Source organism: Neorhizobium turbinariae (assembly GCF_023223505.1).
Lineage (GTDB): Bacteria > Pseudomonadota > Alphaproteobacteria > Rhizobiales > Rhizobiaceae > Neorhizobium > Neorhizobium turbinariae.
Window position 1 is genome coordinate 66,585 of record NZ_JALPRY010000003.1, and the last position, 25,010, is coordinate 91,594.

Annotated in this window: 27 protein-coding genes; 15 read left to right on the top strand and 12 right to left on the bottom strand. The window is 63.1% G+C overall.

Annotation, left to right across the window (positions count from 1 at the left end):
• Positions 1 to 54: 54 nt before the first annotated feature.
• Together M0654_RS02430 and M0654_RS02435 are read left to right on the top strand one after the other, a co-directional pair.
• The gene (locus tag M0654_RS02430; RefSeq protein WP_248681681.1) at positions 55 to 759 is read left to right on the top strand and encodes a GntR family transcriptional regulator; all 705 of its coding nucleotides are present in this window, start codon (positions 55 to 57) and stop codon (positions 757 to 759) included.
• A 27-nt stretch (positions 760 to 786) separates the two neighbouring features.
• The gene (locus tag M0654_RS02435; RefSeq protein WP_248681765.1) at positions 787 to 2,775 is read left to right on the top strand and encodes an alpha-glucosidase; all 1,989 of its coding nucleotides are present in this window, start codon (positions 787 to 789) and stop codon (positions 2,773 to 2,775) included.
• Positions 2,776 to 2,781: 6 nt separating this feature from the next.
• On the opposite strand, the gene M0654_RS02440 is transcribed toward M0654_RS02435, so the two are convergent.
• Complete coding sequence (locus M0654_RS02440; RefSeq protein ID WP_248681682.1) at positions 2,782 to 3,402, bottom strand: nucleoside triphosphate hydrolase; 621 nt, start codon at positions 3,400 to 3,402, stop codon at positions 2,782 to 2,784.
• 39 nt (positions 3,403 to 3,441) lie between these two features.
• On the bottom strand, positions 3,442 to 4,035 hold the full coding sequence (locus M0654_RS02445) for a TetR/AcrR family transcriptional regulator (protein ID WP_248681683.1): 594 nt from the start codon (positions 4,033 to 4,035) through the stop codon (positions 3,442 to 3,444).
• Between the two features lie 235 nt (positions 4,036 to 4,270).
• Between M0654_RS02445 and M0654_RS02450 the strand changes: the two genes are divergently transcribed.
• From M0654_RS02450 to M0654_RS02460, 3 genes are read left to right on the top strand one after another with little or no spacing between them, the layout of a single operon-like run.
• Positions 4,271 to 4,744 carry a (2Fe-2S)-binding protein gene (locus M0654_RS02450; protein WP_248681684.1) on the top strand — a complete coding sequence of 158 codons (474 nt, stop codon included), beginning with the start codon at positions 4,271 to 4,273 and terminating at the stop codon, positions 4,742 to 4,744.
• A complete protein-coding gene (locus M0654_RS02455; protein ID WP_248681685.1) occupies positions 4,744 to 5,739 on the top strand; it encodes an FAD binding domain-containing protein in 996 nt (331 codons plus the stop codon). Before M0654_RS02450 ends, M0654_RS02455 begins: the two co-directional genes overlap by 1 nt.
• A complete protein-coding gene (locus M0654_RS02460) occupies positions 5,736 to 8,018 on the top strand; it encodes a xanthine dehydrogenase family protein molybdopterin-binding subunit (protein ID WP_248681686.1) in 2,283 nt (760 codons plus the stop codon). Before M0654_RS02455 ends, M0654_RS02460 begins: the two co-directional genes overlap by 4 nt.
• Positions 8,019 to 8,065: 47 nt before the next feature.
• Here the strand turns inward: M0654_RS02460 and M0654_RS02465 are convergent, their stop codons facing one another.
• Positions 8,066 to 8,743: a sulfite oxidase-like oxidoreductase gene (locus tag M0654_RS02465; RefSeq protein WP_248681687.1), complete on the bottom strand. Its 678-nt coding sequence runs from the start codon at positions 8,741 to 8,743 to the stop codon at positions 8,066 to 8,068.
• Positions 8,744 to 8,815: 72 nt separating this feature from the next.
• Here M0654_RS02465 and M0654_RS02470 point away from each other — a divergent pair, with 72 nt between their 5' ends.
• Genes M0654_RS02470 through M0654_RS02480 form a run of 3 tightly spaced genes read left to right on the top strand, consistent with a single transcriptional unit; the run spans position 8,816 to position 11,611 of the window.
• The gene (locus tag M0654_RS02470) at positions 8,816 to 9,988 is read left to right on the top strand and encodes an aminotransferase (protein WP_248681688.1); all 1,173 of its coding nucleotides are present in this window, start codon (positions 8,816 to 8,818) and stop codon (positions 9,986 to 9,988) included.
• A 27-nt stretch (positions 9,989 to 10,015) separates the two neighbouring features.
• Positions 10,016 to 11,275, top strand: coding sequence for a DUF763 domain-containing protein (locus tag M0654_RS02475; RefSeq protein WP_248681689.1), 1,260 nt, complete (start codon positions 10,016 to 10,018; stop codon positions 11,273 to 11,275).
• Between the two features lie 54 nt (positions 11,276 to 11,329).
• Complete coding sequence (locus tag M0654_RS02480; RefSeq protein WP_248681690.1) at positions 11,330 to 11,611, top strand: hypothetical protein; 282 nt, start codon at positions 11,330 to 11,332, stop codon at positions 11,609 to 11,611.
• Between the two features lie 3 nt (positions 11,612 to 11,614).
• Here the strand turns inward: M0654_RS02480 and M0654_RS02485 are convergent, their stop codons facing one another.
• The 3 genes from M0654_RS02485 to M0654_RS02495 all read right to left on the bottom strand — a co-directional run bounded on the left by M0654_RS02485 (position 11,615) and on the right by M0654_RS02495 (position 15,517).
• Positions 11,615 to 12,820 carry a pyridoxal phosphate-dependent aminotransferase gene (locus M0654_RS02485; RefSeq protein WP_248681691.1) on the bottom strand — a complete coding sequence of 402 codons (1,206 nt, stop codon included), beginning with the start codon at positions 12,818 to 12,820 and terminating at the stop codon, positions 11,615 to 11,617.
• Positions 12,821 to 12,906: 86 nt separating this feature from the next.
• Entirely contained in the window at positions 12,907 to 14,139 is a 1,233-nt protein-coding gene (locus M0654_RS02490) for an MFS transporter (protein WP_248681692.1), read from the bottom strand.
• A gap of 16 nt (positions 14,140 to 14,155) precedes the next feature.
• On the bottom strand, positions 14,156 to 15,517 hold the full coding sequence (locus M0654_RS02495; RefSeq protein WP_248681693.1) for an LLM class flavin-dependent oxidoreductase: 1,362 nt from the start codon (positions 15,515 to 15,517) through the stop codon (positions 14,156 to 14,158).
• A gap of 94 nt (positions 15,518 to 15,611) precedes the next feature.
• Here M0654_RS02495 and M0654_RS02500 point away from each other — a divergent pair, with 94 nt between their 5' ends.
• From M0654_RS02500 to M0654_RS02520, 5 genes are all read left to right on the top strand, one after another.
• The gene (locus M0654_RS02500) at positions 15,612 to 16,172 is read left to right on the top strand and encodes a helix-turn-helix domain-containing protein (RefSeq protein ID WP_248681694.1); all 561 of its coding nucleotides are present in this window, start codon (positions 15,612 to 15,614) and stop codon (positions 16,170 to 16,172) included.
• A gap of 225 nt (positions 16,173 to 16,397) precedes the next feature.
• Entirely contained in the window at positions 16,398 to 16,667 is a 270-nt protein-coding gene (locus tag M0654_RS02505; RefSeq protein ID WP_118850611.1) for a hypothetical protein, read from the top strand.
• Positions 16,668 to 16,715: 48 nt separating this feature from the next.
• Positions 16,716 to 16,922, top strand: a complete 207-nt coding sequence (locus tag M0654_RS02510; RefSeq protein ID WP_248681695.1) for a hypothetical protein — start codon at positions 16,716 to 16,718, stop codon at positions 16,920 to 16,922.
• A gap of 18 nt (positions 16,923 to 16,940) precedes the next feature.
• A complete protein-coding gene (locus M0654_RS02515) occupies positions 16,941 to 17,198 on the top strand; it encodes a hypothetical protein (RefSeq protein WP_390919457.1) in 258 nt (85 codons plus the stop codon).
• A 138-nt stretch (positions 17,199 to 17,336) separates the two neighbouring features.
• Positions 17,337 to 18,041, top strand: coding sequence for a phosphoribosyltransferase (locus M0654_RS02520; protein ID WP_248681696.1), 705 nt, complete (start codon positions 17,337 to 17,339; stop codon positions 18,039 to 18,041).
• On the opposite strand, the gene M0654_RS02525 is transcribed toward M0654_RS02520, so the two are convergent.
• Positions 18,018 to 18,794, bottom strand: a complete 777-nt coding sequence (locus tag M0654_RS02525) for an endonuclease/exonuclease/phosphatase family protein (protein ID WP_248681697.1) — start codon at positions 18,792 to 18,794, stop codon at positions 18,018 to 18,020. The two genes, M0654_RS02520 and M0654_RS02525, sit on opposite strands and share 24 nt — an antisense overlap.
• A gap of 64 nt (positions 18,795 to 18,858) precedes the next feature.
• Here M0654_RS02525 and M0654_RS02530 point away from each other — a divergent pair, with 64 nt between their 5' ends.
• Positions 18,859 to 19,800, top strand: a complete 942-nt coding sequence (locus M0654_RS02530) for a lysylphosphatidylglycerol synthase domain-containing protein (RefSeq protein ID WP_248681698.1) — start codon at positions 18,859 to 18,861, stop codon at positions 19,798 to 19,800.
• Here M0654_RS02530 and M0654_RS02535 read toward each other — a convergent pair.
• Both M0654_RS02535 and M0654_RS02540 read right to left on the bottom strand, forming a co-directional pair.
• Positions 19,780 to 21,291, bottom strand: a complete 1,512-nt coding sequence (locus tag M0654_RS02535; protein WP_248681699.1) for a phospholipase D-like domain-containing protein — start codon at positions 21,289 to 21,291, stop codon at positions 19,780 to 19,782. The two genes, M0654_RS02530 and M0654_RS02535, sit on opposite strands and share 21 nt — an antisense overlap.
• Before the next feature lie 97 nt (positions 21,292 to 21,388).
• On the bottom strand, positions 21,389 to 21,559 hold the full coding sequence (locus M0654_RS02540; RefSeq protein WP_248681700.1) for a hypothetical protein: 171 nt from the start codon (positions 21,557 to 21,559) through the stop codon (positions 21,389 to 21,391).
• Between the two features lie 198 nt (positions 21,560 to 21,757).
• Between M0654_RS02540 and M0654_RS02545 the strand changes: the two genes are divergently transcribed.
• Entirely contained in the window at positions 21,758 to 22,270 is a 513-nt protein-coding gene (locus M0654_RS02545) for a ferritin-like domain-containing protein (RefSeq protein WP_248681701.1), read from the top strand.
• A gap of 43 nt (positions 22,271 to 22,313) precedes the next feature.
• Here the strand turns inward: M0654_RS02545 and M0654_RS02550 are convergent, their stop codons facing one another.
• From M0654_RS02550 to asnB, 3 genes are all read right to left on the bottom strand, one after another.
• On the bottom strand, positions 22,314 to 22,526 hold the full coding sequence (locus M0654_RS02550) for a hypothetical protein (RefSeq protein WP_248681702.1): 213 nt from the start codon (positions 22,524 to 22,526) through the stop codon (positions 22,314 to 22,316).
• A gap of 179 nt (positions 22,527 to 22,705) precedes the next feature.
• Positions 22,706 to 22,921: a hypothetical protein gene (locus M0654_RS02555; RefSeq protein WP_118850604.1), complete on the bottom strand. Its 216-nt coding sequence runs from the start codon at positions 22,919 to 22,921 to the stop codon at positions 22,706 to 22,708.
• 64 nt (positions 22,922 to 22,985) lie between these two features.
• Positions 22,986 to 24,941 (bottom strand): asparagine synthase (glutamine-hydrolyzing), encoded by a 1,956-nt coding sequence (gene asnB / locus M0654_RS02560; RefSeq protein ID WP_248681703.1) that lies wholly within the window; start codon positions 24,939 to 24,941, stop codon positions 22,986 to 22,988.
• Between the last annotated feature and the right edge of the window lie 69 nt (positions 24,942 to 25,010).

Consider the following 25,010-nt stretch of genomic DNA (forward strand, 5'->3'; position numbering starts at 1 on the left):
ATCAATGATGTATCAATTTTCTTTGGGAAGCCCTGGAGGAGGGGACGCGCACGAATGGAAAGCCGGCCGGGCAGCCTCCCGATCTATCTGCAGATCACCGAGCTTTTGGTGCGCGATATCGCCGCCGGCCGGCTGGTGGATGGCGAAAAGCTTGCGCCCGAACGGGATATGGCGGCAGAGCTCGGTATCGCGATCGGCACGCTGCGCAAGGCTTTGGCGGAACTGCAGAACCGTGGCCTGCTCGAGCGGGTGCAGGGGTCGGGCAACTACATCCGCGCCGTCAGCGACCCGGCGAGCGTCTACGCCATGTTCCGCCTCGAACTCATCAAGGGCGGTGGGCTGCCGACGGCCGAAATCATCGACGTGTCGCGGCTCGACAAGCCGAAGGACCTGCCCCGCTTCGGCTTTTCGCCGGAAGGTCATCGCATCCGCCGCATCCGGCGTCTGTCCGGCCAGGTCGCCGCTTTGGAAGAGATCTGGCTCGACGGGTCCTATGCGCCGGTGATTGCCGCCGAGGACCTTTCCGAGTCGCTCTATCTCTTCTACCGGACACGCCTCAATCTCTGGATCGTGCGGGCGGAAGACCGGATCGATCTCGACCAGGTGCCGGACTGGGCGCCGCCGGAATTCGGGCAGAAGCCCGGCGCGCCGATCGCGCATGTGTTGCGAACCAGCCAGTCGCAGGACGGCGCGGTCGCGGAAGTTTCCCGTACATGGTTCGACCACGCCGTGGCTCGCTACGTGTCACGCCTGAGGTAAGTCTCCATGGATCTGAGTGCCCGCAAAATGCAGCTGCAAACAACGCCTGACGGTTTTTCGCTTCTTCTCGATGACCGGGTTCTGCTGCGCCACTCGGCGGCCGCGCCTGCCATCTACGTCGGTCATGGCCAGGAGCGCATGGACATGTACCGCGGCAACTTTGAGATCGAGGACTACATCACCGAGCGCAGTGCGCTGCGCCACGTGACAGTCGAAGGCAGCCGCATCAGCTTCTCGCAAGCGGAAGGAATGGCACCGCGGCTCGAGATGACGCTGGCCGGTACCCATATCCATTTCCGCTCGCTCGATAACAGCATCAATCGTTTCTGGATTCGCATCCAGGCGGAAGGTGACGAGCATGTCTGGGGCGGCGGCGAGCAGATGTCCTATTTCGACATGCGCGGGCGCCGCTTCCCGCTTTGGACCTCGGAACCTGGGGTCGGACGCGACAAGACCACGGAGATCACCTTCAAGTCGGACATGGCGAAGGCCGGCGGCGACTACTACAACACCAACTATCCCCAGCCGACCTATGTCTCGTCGCGCCGTTATGCGCTGCATGTCGAGTCGACTGCTTACTCGGTCTTTGATTTCCGCCGCGAGGCATTTCATGAGATCGAGGTTTGGGCGGTGCCGGAGCGGATCGAGTTCCACTCGGCGCCCAGCTTCATCGAACTTGTCGAGCAGTTGTCGCTGCGGTTCGGCCGCCAGCCGGAATTGCCGGACTGGGTCTATCGCGGGGCAATCATTGGCCTCAAGGACGGGATGAATTCGTTCTCCCGGCTGGAAACCATGCGGGCCGCGGGCGTGCAGGTGTCTGGCCTCTGGTGCGAGGACTGGGTCGGCATTCGCCAGACATCCTTCGGGTCGCGGCTGTTCTGGGACTGGCAGGCGAACGAAACGCGTTATCCAGGCCTGCGCGACAAGATCGTTGAGCTCAACGAGCAGGGCATCCGCTTCCTGGGCTACGTCAACCCGTATCTCTGCGTCGACGGTTCGCTGTTTCCGGAAGCCGAGGCGGCCGGTTATTTCGCCAAGGACCAGCTGGGTCGCACCGCGATCGTCGACTTCGGCGAGTTCGATTGCGGCGTTGTCGACTTCACGAATCCCGAAGCAGCCGAATGGTTTGCCGAGGAGGTGATCGGGCGGCGGATGCTGGACTATGGCCTTTCCGGCTGGATGGCCGATTTCGGCGAATACCTGCCGATCGACGTCGAACTCGGAAACGGCATCGACGCAAAGCTGATGCACAATGCCTGGCCGACGCTCTGGGCGGAAGTCAACGCCAAGGCGGTGGCGAGCCGAGGCAAGACGGGCGAAGCGCTGTTCTTCATGCGCGCCGGTTTCACGGGGGTGCAGAAACATTGCCCGCTTTTGTGGGGCGGCGACCAGTCGGTGGACTTCTCGCGCCACGACGGGCTCGTCACCGTCATGTGCGCCGCGCTTTCGTCAGGCCTGCTCGGCAACGCCTACCACCATTCCGACATCGGCGGTTACACGAGCCTGTTCGGCAATGTCCGCACGCCGGAACTGCTGATGCGCTGGGCCGAGATGGCAGCGTTTACGCCCGTGATGCGCTCCCACGAGGGCAATCGCCCACGCGACAACATCCAGATCGACCAGGACCCTGAGGTGCTTTCGCATTTCGCCCGGATGACGCGGATCTACGTGCATCTGGCACCCTACCTGAAGACCCTGTCGAAGGAGGCCGCAACCCTTGGCCTGCCGGTGCAGCGGCCGCTCTTCCTGCACCATGAGCATGACCGCCGGACCTATGCCATCCAGGATGCCTACCTTTACGGCCGTGACCTGCTCGTGGCGCCGGTCTGGCAGGCGGCGCAGGCGGAGCGTCCGGTTTATTTGCCGGAAGGCGAGACGTGGGTGCATGTCTGGACGGGTGAGGTCTATGACGGGGGCCAGATGGTGACGGTTCCGTCGCCCATTGGCAGTCCTCCCGTCTTCTACCGCAAGTCGTCCACCTTCGCCGAGACCTTCAAGGCGCTCGCCGAGATCTGAGCGGGTTCAGAAGGTCTCGATGCGGATATCCGGCGTGCGGGAATGCTTGAGCACGAAGCGCCCGTTCGGAAGGTCGTTTCCGTCGAGCTTCCAGGTGATGCCGGCCTCGTCCAGCCCATAGTGGACCCAGCGCGCCCGAAGCCGTTCGCGAAGCACCGGCTCGGATGGTGCAAGCAGGATCGTCAGGTCGAACAGCGGTGCTGCACGCGACCATGGTTCCTGATCCACCAGCAGGTAATTGCCTTCTGTGAGCACGATTTGGGTGTCGGGTGAGATTGGTCGAGCGGAGGCGATGGCGATTTCTCGAGAACGGTCGAAGACCGGAACCAGCACCTCCTCTTTTGCGGCGCGCACGGCCTGCAGGATATCGATCAGGCCACGGACGTCGAACGTCTCGGGGGCGCCCTTGCGCGACAGCAGCCCGCGAGCTTCAAGCACGGCATTATCCATGTGAAAGCCGTCCATCGGCAGCACTTCAGCCGTCTCGTCTTGCCGGGTCAGCGCCTCGCGCAACGCATCCGCCAGCGTCGATTTTCCCGAGCCCGGCGGGCCGGCGATGGCGACGATAAAGCGATCTCGGCCTTGAGCCTTGTCGACGATGGCCTGCACAATGTCCTGGAGCGTCATTGATAACTGCCTGGATGGGAAAACGAGTGGAGCGTCAGCCTATTTGACGCAGCGCAGCCCGTCCATCAGCAGGGTGATCAGACGGTGGGAGCGCTCGCGCCATTCCGGCGTGTCGGGAATAGAGTAGATACTGGTTAAGGCATTCATGACATCCGCCGCATCGACATCGCCGCGGACAGCGCCCGTGTCTCGCGCTGCCACGAGCAGCGTTTCCAGCGCGCCCCTCACATGGCCGAACTTTTCTGCAAACATCGAGCCGTGCGAAGTCATCAGGATGCGCAGGCTGTTCGACATGCCGCGCTTCGTCGCCATGAAGCTCACGAAGCGGCGCATCCATTCTTCGAGCGCCACATCGGGCGGATGTTTTTCGGAAAGTTCCGCCGCCGCGCCGGCCATGGCCTCCAGTTCGCGGCGATAGACCACTTCCACCAGGTGCTCGCGGGACGGGAAGTGCCGATAGAGCGTGCCGATGCCGACGCCCGCGCGCTTGGCGATGTCTTCCAGCGAAGCCTCCGCGCCGTTATCCGCGAATGCCAGTGCTGCCACCTCGATCAGTTTCTGCCGATTGCGGCGCGCGTCTGCCCGAAGCTTCGGCGGTGCGGATGTGGCTGTGTCTGGCTCGGCCGCGGCCAATTCTGACTCCCATGGAAACGGGGGCTTGACGAAAACCTGCAAGCCGTTAACTTAACCGGAGGCTCCTCCGTTTATCCGGAGTGCCTTCAACTTCTTAATCCAGAAGTTTGGGGAATGTCATGCCGAATTCGCGCGGCGCGTCCCACGACCAAGACCGATATAGCGTCCGGCCGAGCCTCGGCCAGCCCTTGTAGACTTTCGATAATCCATACTCGTGACGATAGCAGGAGCTTTCATGACACGAACGATTCATCTCACGCTCGACATCAATGGCCAGCGCCATGACCTGGATGTCGAGCCGCGCGTCACGTTGCTCGACGCGCTTCGCGAACACCTTGGCCTCACCGGTACCAAGAAGGGTTGCGACCAGGGCCAGTGCGGCGCCTGCACCTGCCATGTCGATGGCAAGCGCGTCCTCTCCTGCCTGACGCTCGCGGCCCAGGCTGAAGGGCGGCAGGTGACGACGATCGAGGGACTGGCCGGTCCGAATGGCGAACTGCATCCGGTGCAGTCCGCCTTCATCGAGCATGACGCCTTCCAGTGCGGTTATTGCACACCAGGCCAGATCATGTCGGCGGTTGCCTGCATCCGGGAAGGCCATGCCGGATCCGACGAAGAGATTCGCGAATACATGTCCGGCAATCTCTGTCGGTGCGGCGCCTATAACAGCATCGTCACGGCGGTGCGCGAAGCGGCGGAGATGGCGTGATGAAAGACTTCTCCTACCTTCGCGCCGCCTCCGCGGAAGAGGCAAGCCGTGCCGCGCAGCAAGCGGGCGCCATGTTGCTGGCCGGCGGGACGACCCTTCTCGACCTCGCCAAATGCGGCGTCACCGAGCCGGATACGGTGGTTGATATCACCCGTCTTGCCGGGCTCGATACGATCAATGTCGGCGAGGGCGGCCTGACGATCGGTGCGCTTGCGACCATGAGCGCCGTTGCCGATCATCCTGAGGTCAAGACGCAGTTTCCGGTTGTCGCGCAGTCCCTGTCGCTGGCCGCCTCGGCGCAGCTTCGCAACATGGCCACGATCGGCGGAAACCTGCTGCAGCGGACACGCTGCGCATACTTTCGGGATCCTCAAGCCTTCCCCGCCTGCAACAAGCGTGCGCCGGGTTCCGGCTGTTCGGCCTTGGGTGGCGTGACCCGCAACCACGCCGTCCTCGGCACCAGCGAAAAATGCATCGCGAGCTACCCTGGTGATCTTGCGGTCGCACTTGCGGCCTTTGACGCGGTGGTGGATCTCGGTACCCGGCAGGTGCCGGTGGATGACTTCTTCCTGCCTTATGGCGAGGCGCCGGAGCGGGAAACGCTTCTGCAGCCGGGCGAGATCATTCGCGGCCTCACCGTTCCGGCTTCGGTTGCGGCCCGGCAGTCGGTCTATCTCAAGGTTCGTGATCGCCAGTCTTATGAATTTGCAGCAGCCAGTGCCGCCGTCGGGCTGGAGCTCGAGGCGGACGGTCGGACCGTGAGCGATATCCGCGTTGCCTTGGGCGGCGTCGCCACCAAGCCGTGGCGGGCGCTTGCGGTGGAACAGGCCCTCATTGGCAAGGCGCTGGATGCGGATCTCGTGCGCAGCGCGAGCCGGCTCTCCATGGAAGGCGCCGTCAGCCACGGCGACAACGCCTACAAGATCGAGCTTGCGCCGCGCGTCGTTGCGCGCGCCATCCTTCAACTGGCTCCAAGCCTGGGAGACCTCGCATGACCATCATGGCACCTCGAAAATTCGGTGATTCCTCCGACGGCGTCGTGGGCGGACGCCAGACGCGTTTTGAAGGTGATCTCAAGGTCACCGGCGCGGCGAAATACGCGCTCGAACACCCGGTGGAGAATCTGGCCCATGGCGTGCTCGTGCCGAGCACCATCCCTGCGGGTCGGGTGGTTTCGGTCGACGCGCAGGCAGCGCTCGCTTCGCCTGGCGTTCTCCTGGTGCTGACGCCCGAGGATGACTTCGGCATGCGTGTCGCGACCGACTGGGGCGGCAATCGCCCGGACGAACCTTATTACCCGCTGTCGCGTGAGGTCCGTTACAATGGCGAGCCGGTCGCGGCCGTGATTGCGGAAAGCCGGGAACAGGCCGTTGCGGCCGCCAAGCTGATCCGGGTGACCTATGAAGAGGCTCCGCATGTGGCGAGCCTTGATGATCCCAATGCCGGTGAAGGCAATCTGCTGGAGCATCTCAGCGCCAGTTGGGGCGATGCGGAAGCCGCCTATGCCGCCGCACCGGTCAAGGTCGAGGCCGAATACAAGACACCGCGGGAATACCATGTGGCGATGGAGCCGCATGGGCTCACTGCAAAGTGGGATGGCGACCAGCTGACCGTATGGGAGCCGAGCCAATGGTCGCACGGCATGGCCCGATCCTATGCCGAATGGTTCGGCCTGCCGTTTGAAAACGTCCACCTGATTTCGCCCTTCATCGGCGGCGGTTTCGGTTCCAAGGGCGCGGCGCTGGCGCATGGTGCCGTTGCCGCATTCGCGGCGCGCAAGCTCGGTCGGCCGGTCAAATTGGCGTTGACGCGTCCGCAGAACTTCACCGGTTACGGTGGACGCGCGGCAACCCGCCAAACGATCAAGCTCGGCGCAACGAAAGACGGCGTGCTGCAGGCGATCGTACATCGCGGCGCCAGCGAAACCTCGACCTATGGCGTCTGGCCCGAGCAGACGGGCGCGGCGACGCCCATCATGTACAAGGTCGAGAATCTTTCGAGCGAACATCGGGTCGTGCCGGTCAACACGGTGACACCCGGCGCCCTGCGTGGCCCAGGCAAGAACCCGAGCGCGTTTGGCATCGAGACCGCGATGGATGAGCTTGCCGCACAGTTGGGCATGGATCCGCTGGAGCTTCGGCTGAAAAACTATGCCGACCGCGACTACCAGTCAGGCAAGCCATGGTCGACGCGCCGCCTTCGCGAGGCCATGACCGAGGGTGCAGAGGCCTTCGGCTGGTCGAAGCGAAATCACGCGCCGCGCTCGATGAGGGACGGCCGCACACTGATTGGCTGGGGCATGGCCTGCGGCACCTTCCCGGTGATCCAGGCACCGAGCGAGGCGATGATCCGCATCCTCGGCAATGGCCGGGTCGAAGTTGTCAGCGGTGCGATCGACATGGGCCAGGGCACCTATACGATCCTGGCGCAGACGGCGGCCGAGATCTTCGGCGTGCCTGTCGATCAGGTCGAGGTGCATCTTGGCGATTCCCGCATGCCGGGCTCGGCGATTGCGGGCGGCTCGATGCTCGCCGGTTCGATCCTGGGCGCCGTCCACAAGGCGGCGTCAGCTGCCCGCGACGAACTGATCGGGCTCGCGCTCAGCGAGCCAAACTCGCCGCTGCGCGATACCGGCGCCAATACGCTGACCTTTAGCGGTGGACGGGTATCTGTGGGAGGGGAGGGCCCGTCGCTCACCCTGCCGGAACTGATGCAGTCGCTCGGCCGCGATGTCCTCGAAATCCGTCGCAACACATTGCCGGATGGCGCGAGCATGGAAGACCAGCGCCAAGCCTGGACCACCATGGCCAAGGTGGAAGGACCGACCATGGGCGAATACTCCATGCACAGCTGGTGCGCCCACTTTGCCGAGGTCCGGGTGGACGAGGATTTCGGTACCGTGCGCCTGTCGCGCATGGTCTCGGCATTTGACTGCGGCCGGCTCTACAATCCGCGTATGGTGGAAAGCCAATGGCGTGGCGGCATCATCATGGGCATCGGCCAGGCTCTTCTGGAAGAGGGGTTGGTCGACATGCGCAACGGGCGCACCGTCAACAACAATGTTGCCGACTATCTCGTGCCGACCAATGCCGATGTCCCGGATATCCAGGTCATTTCGGTCGGGGTGCCGGATTACAACGCGTCAGCCTTGGGCGGCAAGGGTGTCGGCGAAGTCGGTATCGTCGGCGTTGCCCCGGCGATCGCCAATGCCGTGTTCCACGCCACGGGCAAGCGGGTCCGCGAGTTGCCGGTGACGCTGGAGAAGCTGATCTGAAAGCAAATGAGGGGCACCGCGCAAGGTTGCCCCTCATCCGTCCCTTCTCAATCCTCGTCATAGCGCTGTTCGGCCCAAGGGTCGCCGCGCATATGGTACCCGTTCTTTTCCCAGAAGCCGGCCTGGTCACGGCTGAGGAACTCGATCCGCTGCAGCCATTTGGCGCTTTTCCAGAAATACAGATGCGGCACCACGAGCCGTACCGGCCCGCCGTGTTCCTCGGTGAGCGGCTGCCCTTCCCATGAATGCACGATGATCGCGTCCGGCGACGCGAAGTCGGCGAGCAGCAGGTTGGTGGTGTAGCCGTCGTAGCTCGTCAACATCACCGCAACCGCCTCGTCCTTCGGGTCGACCGCGTCCAGAAGGTCGTGGGTGGCGACGCCTTTCCAGTTGTTGTCGTAGCGCGACCAGGTCGTGACGCAGTGGATGTCGGAGCGCGTCTCGCTCTGCGGCAGGGCGTTGAAGGCAGCCCAGTCGAAGGTGATCGGGTTGTTGACGAGCCCGCGCACGTCGAGCTTCCACTGGGTAGTGGGAACGCGCGGCTGCTGGCCAAGATCAAGCACCGGCCAGTTCTTCACCAGGTGCTGGCCGGGCGGCAGGCGGTCCGTTTCAGGCCTCGTGATGCGGCCGGTGAGGAACTTGCCTTGCTCGGCCCATTGGCGCTTCGTGCGCGTGAGCTTTGAGTCCTCCGGCTGCCCATCGTCCAAAGGCGTATCATTCGCCATATCGGTTCTCCTTGCGTATCCCAATAATCTGATCAACAAGGGGGACAAATCAATCGCATCTCCGGAATATCGATGTCCTCCTTCAATCCCGTTGTCGAAAAGCTCTCGCCGCCTCCCGTTCCCGCCGTTGCCGCCTGGGGCAGGGCCTACCGCGGAACCCATGGTCCGCTGATCGACCTTTCACAGGCGGTTCCGGGATATCCGGCCCATCCGGAGATGCTGAGGCTCCTGGGGGAGACAGGATCCTCGACCGGGTTTACCGGCTACGGCGCGATCGAAGGCGAGCTGTCGCTGCGCCAGGCCTATGCCGCGCACCTTTCACAAGTCTATGCCGCTGAGCTTCGGGCGGGCAACATCCACATCACCTCCGGCTGCAATCAGGCCTTCGTCTGCGCCGCCATGACGGTGGCGGGTGCCGGCGACACGGTACTGATGACCGAGCCCTTCTACTTCAACCACGAAACCACGCTGGCGATGATGGGCGTTCGGACCGCCTTCGTTCCATGCCAGGCGCAACGCGGCTTCCTGCCGGATCTTGCGGCGATCGATGCCGCCATCACGCCTCAGGTTCGCGCTCTCGCGCTTGTCTCGCCCAACAACCCGACCGGCGCCATCTATCCGCCGGACCTGCTTCGCGCGATCTTCGACCTCTGCCGGGACAAAGGCATCTGGCTGATCCTCGACGAGACCTATCGCGACTTCATGCCGGAAGCGGGACGCGCGCCGCATGAACTGTTCTCCATGGCCGGATGGGAAGAGACCCTGATCAGCCTCTACAGCTTCTCGAAATCCTTCTGCATCCCCGGCCATCGATTGGGCGCGATCACCGCGGGTGCCGCGACGGTCGAACAGATCGCGAAGATCATGGATAATCTGCAGATCTGCGCCCCGAGGGCGGCCCAGGCTGCGGTGGCGCAGGCGCTGCCGCTGCTGGCCGATTGGCGGGAAACGAACCGCCAGGAGATCGGCCGCCGCGCCGAGGCCCTGAAGACCGTGATGCGCTCCGTCAACGACTGGAAGCTTGATGCGATCGGCGCCTATTTCGCCTTCGTGCGGCATCCCTTCGCGGGCCATAGCTCCGTCGAAGTGGCGGAGAAGCTTGCGAAGGAAGCCGGTATCGTCTGCATTCCCGGCGTCTATTTCGGCGAAAAGCAGCAGGACTATCTGCGGTTCGCCTTCGCCAATGCCGACGCGCCGACCATTGCGCTCCTGCAGGAACGTTTGAAGAACTTTTCGCTGTCGTGAGGGCTGCCGCCCGTATATAATCGGGCGATGGTTCAACGCGCAGGCAGTGCCGATCTTCCCCTTCATGGCGGCCGGGTTCCCCGGTGGCTCGGCGAGCGCATGACCAAGCTCGGCGCGGTCATCACCCAGGCTATTGTCATGGAATATGGGCGTGACGAACTGCTGCGGCGGCTGGCGCATCCCTTCTGGTTCCAGTCCTTCGGCTCCGTCATGGGCATGGACTGGCACTCCTCCGGCATCACCACCAGCGTCATCGGCGCCTTGAAGCGCGGCCTGACGCCGATGGCCGGGGACCTCGGCATCCATGTCTGCGGCGGTCGCGGCAAGAATTCTCGGGCCACCCCGAACGAACTGATCGCCATCGGCAACCGCGTCGGGATCGATGGATCCGCGCTGGCGCAGACAAGCCGGCTGGTCGCCAAGGTCGATAGCGCTGCCGTGCAGGACGGCTTTGACCTTTACCTGCATGGCTTCATCGTCACTGACGATGGCAAATGGGTCGTCGTGCAGCAGGGCATGAATGGCGACAGGCGGCAGGCGCGGCGTTACCACTGGCTGTCGGAAGGCATCACCAGCTTCGTCGACTCGCCGCATGCCGCGATCGAGGGGCGCCGACAGGGCGAGATCGTCAACCTTGCCGACAAACGCGCCGAAGCCTCGCGCAAAGGGCAGCTCGATCTCCTGGCGACACTTGGGCCGGACCGTATCGTGCGCGAGGTCATTGCACTTGATCCGGGCTTGAAGACAAAGGAGACGGCGCAGCCGATGCTGCCGCACCTCATCATGCCGACGCATCACGATGTCCGCGAGGAAGACGTCAACATGCGGCGGCTGCACGGGACGCTCGCGGCGGCCGCCGATCGGGGCCCGGAAGATTTCGAGCAACTGCTGCTGACGCCAGGTGTCGGCGCCCGTACGGTCAGCGCGCTCGCCATGGTCGCCGAAGTGGTGCATGGTGCGCCGTGCCGCTTCTCCGACCCAGCGCGGTTCTCGCTCGCCCACGGCGGCAAGGATCGCGAGCCTTTTCCGGTGCCGATCAGGGTCTATGACGAGACGATCCGGGTGATGAAATCAGCCGTCTCCAAGGCAAGGCTCGGCCAGCAGGAGGAGATGCAGGCGCTCAGACGTCTGGACGACCAGGCCCGCCAGCTGGAGCGTTACGTAACGGGTCCGGACCTCAAGGAAATCATCGCCGGCGAGTTCCACCGCTCGCATGACTGGGGCGGCCGCAGTGTCTTCGGCTTCGAACCGCCGCCGACTGATGATGTGGAGCGCCGCCGCGGCTGAACGGGAACGATGCCGGAGCCCACTGGTTCTCCCCTTGAACCCAAGGAGGATCCGATGGAAGACAAGGACATCAATTCCGGCCCGACGAACTTCGGTGGCAGCGAACCCGACATTGCGAAAAGCTCAGGCACCGGAGAGGTGCCGCACAAGCAGGGCGGCGATCCGACATCGAAAGACCTCAACAAGGCACGCAAGGTCTGGGGTGCCGACGGCACCAGCGACCTGAGCGGGCGCGTCGCCGACGCCGGTGATGGCGGCGGAACACATTCCATGCCTTACGACATCGAGACCGCCTCGGATGCCGTGAACCGGCAGACCAAGCAGAGAGACGCGTGACGCTTAGCGAACGTGCAGCGGCGCTTCGGCGTTGCGGGTCGCGATACGGCCCGCAAGCTCGCCAACCCGAGCCATCGCCGTTGCCAGCACATCGTCCGGCACGGTCAGCGAAATGCGCAGGAAGCCTGCCGCCTGGTCACCGAAGGAGGTGCCGGGCATGACCGCCACCTTCTCCTCGCGCAGCAGTTCCCAGGCAAACTCCTCGCCGTTGAGGCCGGTCGCGGTGACATCGAGAAGGATGAACATGCCACCTTCGGGCGGCATCGGCTTCACCAGATTGCTGCCGGTGAAGGCCTTCTCGACGATCGCCGCGCGACGGCGATAGTTCTCCCGCATCACGTCCGCCGTATCGAACTGTTCGGACAGCGCCATCGCCGTCATGTCGGCGATGAAGGGCTGCACGCCGAACAGCATGGTCTCGGAAACCGGCAACAACTTCTCGCAGAATTCCTCCGGACCGGCGGCCCAGCCGCTGCGGAAACCCGGTGCGGCATGCGACTTGGAGATGGAGGAAACGACGATCGTGCGTTCCGCCAGTTCCGGCATGTCGAAAGGTGATGCGAAGCCGATGCCTTCGAAGATCAACTGCTCGTAGACCTCGTCGCAAACGATCCAGAGGTCGTGCTTGCGGCAAATCTCGCCGATCGCGGTGATCTCGGGTGCCGTCAGCACGGCCCCTGTCGGGTTATGTGGCGTGTTGAGCAGCAGCACGCGGGCTTCGGGGGTGATTGCCCGCTCCAGGTCTTCGGCCTGCAGGTGGAACTTCTTTTCCGGCCGCAGCGGCACGGGGATCATGTGCGCGCCCGTGGAGGCGATGACGCCCTCGTAGGTCGCATATAACGGATCGCCCACCAGCACGCCGTCGCCGGCTTCCACCAGCCCGGTCATCACGCCATAAAGAGCCGTCTGGGTGCCGGGAAAGCACAGGAAGTTGCGCTCGGTGACGCCCGGCCGGCGCGTCGAATATTTATCGACCAGCGCCTGCAGCACCGGTGGCTCGCCACGGCCGTTGGAATAACGCGTGCGCCCGGCATACATGGCACGCGCTGCCTCATCGAGCAGCGCCTTGTCCGGGGCAACATCCGGCTCGCCGATGGTCAGCTCGATGATGTCATCGCCCGCCGCCTTCATGCGCCGTGCAGTCAGGTGAAGCGCCCATCGGCCGGAGCCGAGATGGGCGAGACGGTCGGTGATCGAGGCATAGCGCATGATGGTTCCTTCGGCTCAAAATCACCGCAGGCTCTAGCAAATGCTAATGCGCGGAGCAAACCCAAGGGCAAACGGGTAACAACCGCTCAGCGCTTGCCGCCGGCGAGCCGTCTGGCTTCCGGCCTCGTTCTCAAAAGCAGCATGGCGGCGGCGCCAAATGCCGGGCCGATCGCCAGAACCGCGAAAGTCCATCGCCAGCCGCCGAAGAGTGATGCCAGGTGCGGCAGCGCCCAGATCATCAGGATGGTGAGCGCAAAACCCATGCCCATCTGCAGTGACAGCGCCGTGCCGATATAGCTGCGGTCGGCAAGCTCAGTAACGGCGGCGGAAAACTGCGCGGAATCGCCGATGATCGAAACGCCCCAGATGATCACCACCAGCGCCAGCAGCCAGAATGGGCCGTCGAAGACAAAGCCGATCAGCAAAGCGCAAGTGCCTGAAACGATCATCATGCCCGCCGTGGTGGCGGTGCGGCCGAAACGGTCGGACAGGATACCGCCCGCAAAACAGCCGAACACACCGGAGGCGACGGCAATGAAGGTAAGCAGCGATGCCTGCGCGCTGAGGCCCGTGCCGTTGGTGTCGAGGGCTGCCGTCAGGTAAGCCAGCAGCCACGCCCACATCGCATAAAGCTCCCACATGTGGCCAAGGTACCCGCCGTTGACGAGCAAGAGGTCGCGGTCCTTTAGCACCCGGCCGATCTGGCGCGGATCAAACACCGCCTTGCCGAATGGATAGGGGCCTTCGCGCGTCCAGAGGAGGAAGACAAGCGAGCTTGCCAGTGCCGCCACGCTCGAGAGCAGCAGTACATATCGCCAGTCGACCAGCGATGACATGCCACGGAAGAGATGCGGCAGCGAGGATCCCGCAGTGATCGCGCCAATCACGCCGGCGAGTGCCAGCCCGCGGCCGGAAATGAACCAGGTCGAGACGAGCTTCAGCGCCGGCGGGTAGACACCGGCAAGCGCAAAGCCGGTGATGACGCGGAAGAAGATGGCGCCCGCGGGGTCGGGCTCCAGCAGCATCGCGGCATTGGACAGCGCTGCCAGCAGGCCGGAGCCTGCCATCAGACGGTTCATGCGCACGAGGTCGGGCAGGTTGAAAAAACTCGCCGCGAGCGCGCCGATCACGAAACCAATCTGTACGCCGTTGGTCAGCCATGCCGCCTGGGCTTCGCTCAGCGACCATGCCCGGATCAGTTCCGGCGCGACGGCATTGGCGGAGAACCATGTCGAAAACGACAGCACGACCGCCACGCACAGCACCGCCAGCATCCGCCAGCGGTATGGGGCAGGGGCGCCTTGTGCGGTCGCCTTCATCTCTCGCACCACCGCGTCATCTCGCGGTCCGATACTTCGCCGCAATGTGCCGGTCTGCCAGCCGTGGCGTGCCAAACAGCTTTTCGCGCAGGGTCCCGTCGCTGTAAGCGGTCTTGTAGAGCCCGCGCTCCTGCAGGATCGGGATCACCAGTTCGATGATGTTGTCGAAACATTCCGGCACCACAGTGCGCGACAGGTTGAAGCCGTCGACGCCGGCCTCATCCATCCACGCCGCCAGCTTGTCGGCGATCTGTTCTGCAGAGCCGACCATCGGCGCCTGGCGGCTACCGAGCACCATCTGCTCCAGGAGCTTGCGCTTTGTCCATTGCGGTCCGGCGGTGCGGGTCATCGCCTCGACATTCGAGACGATCGCGGAACTCTTGCCGGTCTCGATCGGCTCGTCGAGATCGTATTTGGAAAAATCAATACCGAGCGAGGCCGCCGCATGCACGAGCGCGCCTTCGGAACTTGCATAGGCGCGATAATCCTCGAATTTTTCGCGCGCTTCCTTTTCGGTTCGGCCGGTAACGATCGTCGCGCCGACGAAGACTTGGAGGTCATCCTCGTTCCGGCCGTAGCTCACGGCGCGGCTGCGGATATCGTCGACAATCGCCTTCACCCCCTCGACCTTCTGGCCGTTGACGAAAACACATTCGGCATGGGTGGCGGCGAACTGGCGCCCGCGGGTCGATGAACCGGCTTGGTAGAGCACCGGGGTGCGCTGCGGCGAGGGTGCGCACAGATGCATCGCGTCCAGCCGGTACTGCTTCCCCTCATGGTTGATCTTGTGGACCTTGGCTGCGTCCGCATAAATCCGGTTGGCGCGGTCGAAGAGCACCGCGTCATCTTCCCAGCTGCCTTCCCACAGCCGGTACATGATCTCCATATATTCGTCGGCGAGGTCGTATCGGTCGTCGTGGGCAGCGATGCCATCGAGCCCGATCGCCTTGGCGGCGCTGTCGAGATAACCGGTGACGATGTTCCAGCCGATCCGACCGCCGGTGAGGTGGTCAAGGGTGGACATGCGCCGCGCAAACAGGAAGGGCGGCTCGTAGGTGAGGTTGACGGTGATGCCGAAAGCAAGGTGCTGCGTCACCCCGGCCATCGCCGGCACGATCATCATCGGATCATTGACCGGCAGTTGCACCGCACCCCGCACCGCCGCATCGGCTCTGCCGCCATAGACATCGTTGACGCCGACAACATCGGCCAGGAAGATGCCGTCGAACAGCCCGGCCTCGAGTTTTCTCGCGTAATCGGTCCAGTAATGAAGCTCCGCATAACGATGCGACTGGTCGCGCGGATGCGCCCAAAGGCCTTGCTGGATATGGCCGACCGTGTTCATGTCGAAGGCGTTGAACCGGATTTCGCGTGCCATGCTGTCCCCTTGATCCTTGCCGTTGAAGATTCGGAATGTTTCTTATATGACTACGTCGTCTACTATATAAGACGATCAAGGGAAGGCAAGCGGGATGTCAGCAGATCCGGATCCAGTTCATGCCATCGCCGCCCGGCTAAAGCTGGAGCGGGAACAGCGCGGCTGGTCGCTGGCGGAGCTCGGCGAGCGATCCGGCGTCTCGAAGGCGATGATCAGCAAGATCGAGCGGATGGAGGCGAGCCCGACCGCCACCGTGCTTGGCCGCCTGTCCGGCGCGTTCGGGCTGCCGCTGTCCGTGCTGCTGGCGCTGGCGGAACGGCAGGAGCAACGCCTCAGCTTCTCTGCCGAGCAGCCCATCTGGACCGACCCGGAGACTGGTTATACACGCCGCGCGGTCTCGCCTCCCAACGCGCTGGTCGAGCTTCTCGAGGTGGTCCTGCCGCCGGGCGTGCGGGTGCCTTATCCGGCGGCCGCCTTTGCCTTCCAGCAACAGCAGATTTGGGTTCTAGAAGGGAAACTCGATTTCCATGAGGGGGCGGCGCTTCATCACCTGGGGCAGGGCGATTGCCTGATGCTCGGCCCGCCGGCCGACTGCGTGTTCTTCAATCCGACGCCCGAAGCCACGCGTTATCTCATCGCGTTGACGCGTCGATGATCGATAAAAGAACGGCGCTTCCCGGGCAGGGAAGCGCCAGTTGGGGAGGGTACTTATGACGCTGTCGTACGTATGGAGGTCACGCGTGCGACACGGCTTGAACACGAGTTCGTGAGTTTTGTTCCAACGAAACTTGGCAGATTTGCGTCAAAGGCGCCGCGTAAATCGTGGAACATAAGCATGGTGTTCCGGTTCTGCTTTCACACGAGGAAAGGAGAACCGGCCATGAGCAAGGCAGTCGAAACCACCGATCACAAGCAGATTCGCCAATGGATTGAAGAGCGTGGCGGCCATCCGGCTCGCGTCAAGGGCGCCGGCGAAGGTGGCCTTTTACGCGTCGATTTTGGCAAGCCGGAAGACTCGCTGGAAGAAATCGAATGGGACGACTTCTTCTCGATCTTTGACGAAAACAAGCTGGCATTCCTTTTCCAGGAAGAGACCGAAGCCGGCAAGACGAGCCGCTTCAACAAATTCGTGTCCCGCACGAAGCACTGAGGTCGCGCGTCACCTCGCGTGACAGAACCAGAGCCAAGGAGGACCATGATGTCCACGTCCAAGCACTTCAAGACGCACACGCCGAGCGATGCCGACCTGCGCAATGACCCCGGTATCGGCCAGTCGAAGGGCCTGAACCGCTTTACCGGAGATGAAGCGATCGCAGGCGAAAACACTGAGGAAGGTGATGTCGCAAACGACACCAATCGCTTCGGTGGCGTTGATCCCGACCAGCGCGGCCGCGCCAACAAATAAGCCAAAGGAGGTTTTTCCATGCAAGTCGACAAGAACCTGCAGGGCACCAAGACCCACCAGCAACAGCGCGCGATCCTTGAAAAGCAGGTCAACACGGCCAATGCCGGCAAGGATTTCGATGCTGAAACTGATCTGAAGCGCAGCGACGAGGCGCGTGACGCCTTCCGTCGCGGCGACAACCTGGACATGCGTGCCGCAGACGTCTCGATGAACGATGACCCATCGATCATTCGCGGGCACAACCAGGAAAGCGAACACAACAACGGTCGCGGCTAAGCCGCCGGATCCGAAACCGAGGGCCGGGTGTGGAACCCGGTCTTCCTCCCAAAGGTTGACGAACCCGCCCCGGGTGTCGACGTTGCAGGTCTGATTTCGATGACCGAATGACATGACCGGCGGGTCTGGGAGGATGACATGCTTGCGCAACGCTCTACTTTTTCCAATCGAGCAGATGCCGGACGACAGCTCGCAGAAGCGCTTCTGGCCAGCGACCTCCATGACCCGGTGGTGGTGGCCCTGCCGCGTGGCGGCGTGCCCGTGGGCTTCGAGATAGCGCAGCGGCTTGCCGCGCCGCTGCATGTCCTGATCGTCCGAAAGATTGGTGCGCCGGGGCATCCGGAAATCGGCATCGGCGCCGTCGTCCATGGGCGCGAGCCGCATGTGGTGGTGAGCGAGGAAGCCGCGCGGCAATTCCAGCTACCACCGGGCTATATCGCGGCCGAACGCGACCGCCAGCTCGCGGAGATCGACCGCCGCCGCCGGATGTATCTCGGCGAGGATGCCGACAAGACGCCGGATCATGCCGGACGCCCAATCGTGCTTGTCGATGATGGCGTCGCGAATGGCGTGTCGATACGCGCCGCCATCGCACGGCTGAGGGAGATCGGCGTGTCCAGCATCCATGTCGCCGTACCAGTTGCGCCCGCCGCTGTCGTCGAACTGCTTAGCCAGGAGGTGGAACAGGTGACGTGCCTTGCCACACCGGAGCGGCTTGATGGCGTCAGCCTCTTCTACGACGACTTCGACCAGGTCGATGACCAGGAGGTCATCCGGCTTCTGAAGCTGGCACGCGAGGATATGGCGCGTCGTGCCCGGTCAGACGTCCACCGTGGCGAGTAGGGGCAGGTGGTCTGAGGCGCGACGCGCCAGCGGTGTCGAGACGACAGTCGTTTCAACCGCGTCCACTCCGTCCGAGACAAATATGTGGTCGATCTTCATGAACGGAAAGCGCGAGGGATAGGTGGCGGCATTGCGGCCGTTCGTCTTGCGTTGCGCGTCCGTAAGCTGGCGGGCAATCGCCTTGTGGGTGGCGGTGATCGGCGGGGAGTTGAAGTCGCCGATCAGGATGCGCGGCTTGCCAGCCGCATCCGGATGGTTGATCCAGGAAGGCCCGAGCAGTTCGCCGATCTGATTCAGCCTATCGGCGCCCCGCAAGCCAAGGTGTGTGTTGAACACCTGCAGCTTCTTGTCGCCAACATCCACCTCGACCCATAACGCGCCGCGTTGCTCGCCGGTGGAGCGCAGGTCGCCCGCCTTGATAAGACGGGCCGGAAGTGCGGTCAGGATCGCGTCGCCATAATGCTCCTCCTGCACCCGCAGTGCCGGGTGAAAGTGGAACTCCATCTTGAGGAGCGACGCGATCGTGTGCGCCTGGTCGACGCCCGCCGTGCGCATGCGGCCGACGTCCAGTTCCTGCAAGCCGATGATGTCCGGGTTCACCTCGGCAATGACTTCCGCGATGCGTTCCGGATCAAGCTTCCGGTCGGTGCCGATGCAGCTATGCACGTTGTAGCTCAGCACCTTCAGGCGCGTTCTTGCGACAAGCGGTGGCGATGCGGGCGGGGTATCTGGGGCTGCAAGGGGCTTATTCATAGCGCAGGGAACCCGTTTGGCGGCTTTTCGTTCCGCTCTTGGAACTTTGTGCAAGAGAGGGGCCATGATCACCAGACACCACATCCTGAAGGTCTTTGTTGGCGTCGTGATCTGCCTGGCCGCCTTGCTCATCTATCGCAGCCTCGGCCGCTATACCCTTGATGAGATCGAGGAATCGGTGATGTCGATTTCCCGATGGCGCCTGCTCTCTGCCTTCGGCTTCGTCGTGCTGTCCTATCTCTGCCTGACCGGCTTCGACACGCTTGCGGCGCGTTATGTCGGAAAGTCGCTGGCCTATCGGCAGACGGCGCTCGCCTCCTTCACCGCCTTGTCGGTCGGCCATAACCTCGGCTTCGCGGCGCTGAGCAGCGGCGCCGTCCGTTATCGCTTTTACTCGCGTTGGGGTCTGAGCGGCGAACAGATCGCCAAGATCATCCTGTTCTGTGGCGTCACGGTCGGGCTCGGCCTGCTGACGCTCGCGGGCCTCGCGCTCATCCTGCAGCCGAGCGAGAAGGAAAACCTGCTTGGCCTCGATCTCGTCGGCCGCATTGCCGCCGGGCTCGTCTGCCTTGCCGGTCCAGCCGTCTACCTGCTGGTCTGCGCCACTATCCGCCGGCCGCTGCGGCTGTGGAATTGGCGATTCGAGCCGCCGAGACTGACGATTGCGCTCGGACAGATCGGCATTGGCACGCTCAACTTCGCCTGCGTGGCGGCCTGTATCCACCAGCTTCTCGCCGGTTTCACCAGTGCCAGCTACATGGATGTCGCGACCGCTTATGTAACCGCCAACATCGCGGCGCTGGTGAGCCATGTTCCGGGCGGGCTTGGCGTGCTGGAAGCGACGATGCTCAACATCTTGCCGACGACGGCTGCCATCGGCGCGCTGGTTGCGTTTCGCGTGCTTTATTTCTTCATCCCGCTGCTCGTCGGCATCCCGACGCTGATTGCCAGCGAGGCCTACCATCGTCATCGCGGCGGCCGTTATTCACAGCAGACGGTGATGTGACAGCCGGTGGAAGAGCCGACCGAACAGACGTCGCGCACCCGAACGGATCTCGGGAATCGGCCAGAACGGCTGCTTCGGATCCATGATTCCCGTTCCCGGAAGCGAGCTGACCTCACCCTTATGGGCATCGACATCAAAGGCGCGCAGGCCACGCGGCTTGACGTTCAGCTGATCCACGGCGGCGATCATCGAGCCCGTTTCGCGGATGATCCTGTCTACCTCGGCCGGATCGGCATCGAGATGCTCCGCCAGCAGGTCGCTGCGCAGCGCCACGATCGCCTCGCGACCGTTCGGGTCTATGGTCTCGACCGCAAGGTCGGCCTCCGTGTCCAGCCCTTCCGATCGGTTGTTCAGGTTCGAGGAACCGACGCGGACGAAACGGTCGTCAACGATGATCAGCTTGGAATGCACGATGATCTCGCGGTCGTTGCCGGTCTCGTCCGGCACGGTCGCGTAGAAGATGCGCAGGCGGTTGTAGCGGTCGGCGCGCATCAGGCGACGGATCAGCCGGGTGCGGTTGTTGCCCATCATCAGCTTCTCCAGGAAGCCGTGCGACTCCCGGGTGACGATCACCACCACTTCGGGCCCGGTCGCCTTCTTGAGTTGGCGCGCCAATGTGTGCGCTACGCCGAAGGAGGCAAGATACTGGGTTTCGATGTAAAGATGACGGCGGGCCGCCTTCAGCGCATCATGCGTCAGGCGGATCGCCTCGCGATGGCCTCGACGACCCTTCCATTTCCAGGGTTCGGTCAGCGCCAGCCCTGCCTTGCAGTTCAAAAGCGCAGGCGGGAGATCCTCAGGCCATGGCGCATCGTTTGCTGATGTCTCTACCGGCTGCACCGGCTCCTTGGTCGCTTTCTTCCAACGCCGCCGGGTCACGTCACCGATCAGCTTGGCGATGTCACCGGTCACGATGGTTTGCATGTCATGCACCGGGCCGTAGCAGGTGCCGTCGGGAGAGCAGCGGGTGGGATTAACGACAGCATGTGAGCGGTCGTCCCACCGCCGCGCGGTCAGGTCGATGCCGCCAAGAAAGGCGGTGCGATCATCAATCGCCACGATTTTCTGGTGATGGCTCGCCCGCAGGGGATGTTCGAAATCAAACTCCAGCCGGATGCGCGGATGGTCGCTCCACTCCATCTTGCCGAACATCTTGAGGCTCTTGCCGGAATAAACCGGACCCATGCCCCAGACGAGGATGCGCACTTCCAGTCCCGGCTTTTCCTCGACAAGGCTGCGAAGAAGCATGCCGAGCGTTTCGCTGCCTTCTTCCTTCGGCCTCAGGCGGATGCCGGGATTGAAGTCCCAGCCGACGATGAAGATCGAACGTTCGGCCTGACGCAGCACCTGGTCGAGCCTGCGGAAATATTCATCACCGTCGATCAGGAAGGCGACCTTTTCGGCCTTTGCGCTTCCGAATGCATTTCGCCCGGGCCGGATGATCGGCTCCAGTCGCCCATCCTGGACCTTAGAATTCGTCGTAAACTGCACCTACGCCACCTCGCCACGAAATGGCCGGTCAACGCATCAATTTTGCAAATTGTTCCAAGCGCGGGCATGGCTGCCCTGCAGCGTGCTCCGTTTCCTCTCAGGCCGCCGGTGGGGTGTAGACCGGCGGGTTGGGGTTTTCGTCCGGGTTCGGGATCGGATCCTCATCCGGCAGCCGATCGGGCTCGGGCTCGTTGATCGGCGGATCCGGTGTCCAGATCGGTGGCGGCATCGTCGGAACTTCGCCCGGTTCCTGAGGATCTGGTGTCATCGCAAAACTCCTCGTTGTTCTACAAACCGGCGCGCGGCACCCTATGTTCCCGGGACGAGGCGCACTGGCATCATGGAGGGTCAATCCCGCGCCGCATGCGTTGGTTCCCTCACACGTGGGAGGAACCCTGCGTGCTGGTTTGGGGTTGAAGTGGCGCCTGAACTGTCCGCTCCTGCGGATGAAGATGAGGAGAGGCGCATGACACATGCCCGAGACAATTTCCTGGCCTGGCTTCGCGCAGCCCATGCCATGGAGGAGCAGGCAATCACCATGCTGACGGACCAGGCGCGGCGCATCGAAAGCTATCCGGACCTGAAGGAGCGCATCCTGCGGCACCTGGAAGAAACGCGCGGCCATGAACAGGCCATCAAGGAACTCATTGAGACATTTTCCGCCTCGAGCGGCGTGCTGGTGCTGAAGGAAGTTGCCGCCAAGCTCGCGGCCAAGACACGTAACGTCGGCAGCATGCTGACCAATGACGAGGTGGTCCGTGGCGCCGTTGCCAGCTACGCCTTCGAACATCTCGAGATCGGGCACTATCGCATGCTGATCGCCGCCGCCGACGAACTCGATGAACAGGCGGCCAAGGCGATCCTGGAGCGCATCCTCGCGGAAGAGATTGCCATGGCCGACTGGCTCGCGGCCAATCTCGACGCTACCACGCGCATCTTCCTGATGCGCGACGAGCGCGACCTGATGGCCAAGCGGTAAGGGATCGCCAGCCGTAGGAACAAAAGCGCGGCTGGCGGTATGGTTATCTTGAAGTCAGGCCCGAGCCCAAACGGGAATGCAGGCATTGCTCATCGCGAACGCCCTGCTGGTAAAGTTCGATAATACGGGCGGCGAGATCATCCTCGTCGAGGCTGTCGCCTGCGATCCCGCGGGATGCGCGGGCATCCTTGAACAGGCGCTGCAGGAACGCCAGTTCGCTGGGCTCGAAAGTATTTGTTGAAGCTGTCGGATACATCGTTTCTGCCCCCATAACGAGGCGAAAGCGCTTGTCGTCTTCCAGTCGCCGTTGTGCCGTGAAAGTTCCGGCGATGGGGTAAGCCTACGCCTTCCCCACCTCAGTGCAAGCGGGGAAGGCCTGATAACGCTGCTATCGGGGCTCCGAACGCCCGCTTCTCACCTAGTCGTGAAGATCTGCTACGACTTCAACTGGTTTGCCTCGTTGTCGTGGAACTGTTCGTTCTGGATCGTCTTGCTGTCCAGCCCGCGTTCCTGCGAGTGCTGCGCCTTGTCACGGTTCGACAGGACCATGTTTTCCGGCACAAGGTCCTTGTCGATGTCGGTCATGGCACCGGTCCCATCACCCTTGCCCTGGTTGCCGGCACCCATGTTCTTCGAGCTTGCGTTCGCCACGACTTATCTCCTTGTTTCTTCAACATGGACCCAACAAGCAGGATGGCGTTTTGATCCTTGTTAATTAGCCAACCGCGGTGGATGGGGCGGATGGCATCGCTTGCGGACGCTGGGAGGCGAAAGCCTCCAGCCACAGTTGGGTGGAGAGAATGCCGACGAAGGCAGCGTTGTCGCGGAAGCCGGAGACCGTCTGGCTGCGGCACTTGGCGTGCAATCTTGCGACGGCACGCGCATCGAAGAGTCCGCCGGCTGAAATGGCCTGTTCGCCCAAGAGGTGGGCAACATAGGCACGCTCGCCATTGCCGACGAAGGAACGGCTGTCGGGTGCCCGATACGGCTGCTTCGCCCGACTGCTGATCGACTGCGGCAGTACGTCCCTCGCGACCTGTCGCAGGATGTGCTTTTCCTTCAATCCATTCAGCTTGGTGTGCGGCGAGAGCGCGTTTGCGAACTCCACCAGTCGGTGGTCAAGGAAAGGGAAGCGCCCTTCAACGCCATGCGCCATGGCCACGCGGTCGCCCTGGCTCGACAGGATATAGCCAGGCAGCAGGAAGCGCGCTTCGGGATATTGCGCCTGATGCAGCGGGTGCCAGCGACGGAAATTGTCTGGCAGGCGAGCGGCAAGGTCTTCCGCCGCATCATAACCTTTGAGAGTGGCGCGCAGGTCATCGGAATAGAAGATCTTGGTGGCGGAAGTCGATTTGAACCGTGGCCGGTGGGAAAACAGCGGGTCATCCTGACCATCTCCACCCACCCCGAAGAAAGCCGATAGATACTCCGCGGACTGTTGTTTCAGGCCCGGCAGGTAGGGATAAAGCTTGCGAAATAGATGCGGCCTGATCTTCGAACCTGGTTGGCGGCCGCAGAACCGGCGGATCTGCGCCTCGCGGAAGATATCGTAGCCGGCGAATATCTCATCGGCGCCCTCGCCGGTCAGCACCACCTTCATGCCGCTGGATTTCACCAGCCCGGCCAGCAGGTAAAGCGGAGCAGGTGCCGTGCGCAGCACCGGTTGCTCGGCGGCGCGGATCACAGCGGCGAAGTTTTCCGCAATGTCGTCGGGGCCGCAGGCAACGGCGTGGTGACGGGTGCCGAGCGCCCGCGCCACCTCCATTTGGAAGGCGCTTTCATCGTGTTCGGCGCTGTCGAAGGTGACCGAGAATGTATTGAGCCCCGTCGGCGCCATGGGCGCTGCGAGCGCCGTGATCAGCGACGAGTCGAGCCCGCCGGACAGGTAGGCGCCAACCGGCACATCGGCCCGCATCCGGATTCGCACGGCATCGGTGAGGAGCGCCCTCAGCTCTTCTTCTTTAGGCTTGGGATCATAGGCGTGGTCGGCATCCGGATAATCGAGCGTCCAGTAGGAACGAAGCTCGGTGCGCTTGCCCTCGCAGATCATCAACTGGCCGGGCTCCAGCTCAGAAATGTTCCTGAAGGCAGTGCGCGGCGCGATCGGCGCCCAGAGGGTGAAGATCTGGTCGAGCGCGATGGGATCCAGTTCCGCCTCGACCCCCGGTAGCGCCAGCAGCGCCTTCACCTCGGAGCCGAAATAAAGAACACCAGCGTGTTGTGTATAGAACAGCGGCCGCACGCCCATCCGGTCACGCGCCAGGATCAGCCGACGCGCCAGCCCGTCCCAGATGGCAAAGGCAAAATCGCCGTTGAGCCGCTGCAGGCAGGCCTCGCCATAGGTCGCGTAAAGCTGCAGCAGCACTTCGGTATCGCTGCCCGTCCGGAAGACAACGCCACGCGACTTCAGCTCCTCGCGAAGCTCCACGTAGTTGAAGATCTCGCCGTTGAAGGCGATCGTGAAACGGCCACTCGGATCCGTCATCGGCTGGTGCCCGTCGGACAGCCCGACGATCGACAACCGTACATGCGAAAGGCCGACACCCGGAGCGGCGAACGTGCCTTGACCGTCGGGGCCCCGGTGGGCAATGGCATGCCCCATGGCAGAAAGGAGCGCTGCCGACCGCTCCGTGCCCCATGTCTCTCCTACGAAGCCTGCGAAACCACACATGTCGTCCACCACAGTCGTTGGTCCCTATCACTTCTACCGGGAATGGCTGGAGGACCTGTTAACGCGATG

Bases quoted from the DNA above. Each gene is read 5' to 3' on its own strand.
- M0654_RS02430 (WP_248681681.1), top strand. From the start codon at position 55: ATGGAAAGCCGGCCGGGCAGCCTCCCGATCTATCTGCAGATCACCGAG.
- M0654_RS02435 (WP_248681765.1), top strand. From the start codon at position 787: ATGCAGCTGCAAACAACGCCTGACGGTTTTTCGCTTCTTCTCGATGAC.
- M0654_RS02440 (WP_248681682.1), bottom strand. From the start codon at position 3,402: ATGACGCTCCAGGACATTGTGCAGGCCATCGTCGACAAGGCTCAAGGC.
- M0654_RS02450 (WP_248681684.1), top strand. From the start codon at position 4,271: ATGACACGAACGATTCATCTCACGCTCGACATCAATGGCCAGCGCCAT.
- M0654_RS02455 (WP_248681685.1), top strand. From the start codon at position 4,744: ATGAAAGACTTCTCCTACCTTCGCGCCGCCTCCGCGGAAGAGGCAAGC.
- M0654_RS02460 (WP_248681686.1), top strand. From the start codon at position 5,736: ATGACCATCATGGCACCTCGAAAATTCGGTGATTCCTCCGACGGCGTC.
- M0654_RS02465 (WP_248681687.1), bottom strand. From the start codon at position 8,743: ATGGCGAATGATACGCCTTTGGACGATGGGCAGCCGGAGGACTCAAAG.
- M0654_RS02470 (WP_248681688.1), top strand. From the start codon at position 8,816: ATGTCCTCCTTCAATCCCGTTGTCGAAAAGCTCTCGCCGCCTCCCGTT.
- M0654_RS02475 (WP_248681689.1), top strand. From the start codon at position 10,016: ATGGTTCAACGCGCAGGCAGTGCCGATCTTCCCCTTCATGGCGGCCGG.
- M0654_RS02480 (WP_248681690.1), top strand. From the start codon at position 11,330: ATGGAAGACAAGGACATCAATTCCGGCCCGACGAACTTCGGTGGCAGC.
- M0654_RS02485 (WP_248681691.1), bottom strand. From the start codon at position 12,820: ATGCGCTATGCCTCGATCACCGACCGTCTCGCCCATCTCGGCTCCGGC.
- M0654_RS02490 (WP_248681692.1), bottom strand. From the start codon at position 14,139: ATGAAGGCGACCGCACAAGGCGCCCCTGCCCCATACCGCTGGCGGATG.
- M0654_RS02495 (WP_248681693.1), bottom strand. From the start codon at position 15,517: ATGGCACGCGAAATCCGGTTCAACGCCTTCGACATGAACACGGTCGGC.
- M0654_RS02500 (WP_248681694.1), top strand. From the start codon at position 15,612: ATGTCAGCAGATCCGGATCCAGTTCATGCCATCGCCGCCCGGCTAAAG.
- M0654_RS02505 (WP_118850611.1), top strand. From the start codon at position 16,398: ATGAGCAAGGCAGTCGAAACCACCGATCACAAGCAGATTCGCCAATGG.
- M0654_RS02510 (WP_248681695.1), top strand. From the start codon at position 16,716: ATGTCCACGTCCAAGCACTTCAAGACGCACACGCCGAGCGATGCCGAC.
- M0654_RS02515 (WP_390919457.1), top strand. From the start codon at position 16,941: ATGCAAGTCGACAAGAACCTGCAGGGCACCAAGACCCACCAGCAACAG.
- M0654_RS02520 (WP_248681696.1), top strand. From the start codon at position 17,337: ATGCTTGCGCAACGCTCTACTTTTTCCAATCGAGCAGATGCCGGACGA.
- M0654_RS02525 (WP_248681697.1), bottom strand. From the start codon at position 18,794: ATGAATAAGCCCCTTGCAGCCCCAGATACCCCGCCCGCATCGCCACCG.
- M0654_RS02530 (WP_248681698.1), top strand. From the start codon at position 18,859: ATGATCACCAGACACCACATCCTGAAGGTCTTTGTTGGCGTCGTGATC.
- M0654_RS02540 (WP_248681700.1), bottom strand. From the start codon at position 21,559: ATGACACCAGATCCTCAGGAACCGGGCGAAGTTCCGACGATGCCGCCA.
- M0654_RS02545 (WP_248681701.1), top strand. From the start codon at position 21,758: ATGACACATGCCCGAGACAATTTCCTGGCCTGGCTTCGCGCAGCCCAT.
- M0654_RS02550 (WP_248681702.1), bottom strand. From the start codon at position 22,526: ATGTATCCGACAGCTTCAACAAATACTTTCGAGCCCAGCGAACTGGCG.
- asnB (WP_248681703.1), bottom strand. From the start codon at position 24,941: ATGTGTGGTTTCGCAGGCTTCGTAGGAGAGACATGGGGCACGGAGCGG.